Annotated in this window: 1 protein-coding gene; it reads right to left on the reverse strand. The window is 40.2% G+C overall.

Translation table 11 applies throughout. The features are described 5' to 3' along the window. Positions 1 to 830 (reverse strand): LPXTG cell wall anchor domain-containing protein (locus E5983_RS09265; protein WP_202056770.1); only part of this gene is annotated, 830 nt, incomplete at both ends.

Genomic DNA, 830 nt, shown 5'->3' on the forward strand with positions numbered 1-830 from the left:
GGAAGAGTCTTCACTGGCTCTTCTTTAGCTGGAGCAACAGGAGTTGCTGGTTTTTCAGGTTGAGCTGGAGTGACTGGTTTTTCAGGTTCTGGTGTCATTGTACGAACAACCTCAGATTTAACTGGATTTCCATTCACATAGAGTGTGTACTCGTTCTTAACTTCACCAGAAGCAATCCGTTTCACCACAAGGAATACATCTGCCCCAAATTCACTTGAGCGAGGAATTTGTTTCAAGAAGTCTTCCTTGAAGGCAAGCTCGTAAAGACCTGTTTCTTCGTTATACTGAACTTCAGTATATTTAGATAGGTCAGAACCTTTTTCAAGAACAGTTCCATCAGCTAGCTTAATATCCACCTTAGCCACTACAGAATCACGCAAGAACATATCATGGCTATGTTGCAATTGATCGACAAACTTGTACTCATACAAGTCATAGCCACGGTTGCTTGGAACTACCCATCCTTCGAGACGGTAAGTAGCTTCTTCTCCCAAGCCAACTGTTCCGTTATTGATAGATTTACCATCTTGCTTATCAAGAACATCCTTGTGAACTTCCATTTTTGGAAGGTTATTGACTACGATATTTGAATAGTAGCCGTTACCGAAATCAATTTGGTAAGTACCATTGGTAATGTCACCTTCTTTGAAAGTGTCCTTGATCTTGAATGAAAGGTTGTAGGTAATATCTAAACCTTTTTGAACATATGCCTTGTAGAAGTCTTGCGGATTTTTAGGAACCCACATGTAGAACTCGCCAACTGGAGAAATACCAGACTCTTTAACAATAGCTTGAAGTTTTTCATCAAGAGCATCTTGAGAAAGCACATG

The sequence above is a fragment of the Streptococcus danieliae genome (assembly GCF_009767945.1).
Lineage (GTDB): Bacteria > Bacillota > Bacilli > Lactobacillales > Streptococcaceae > Streptococcus > Streptococcus danieliae.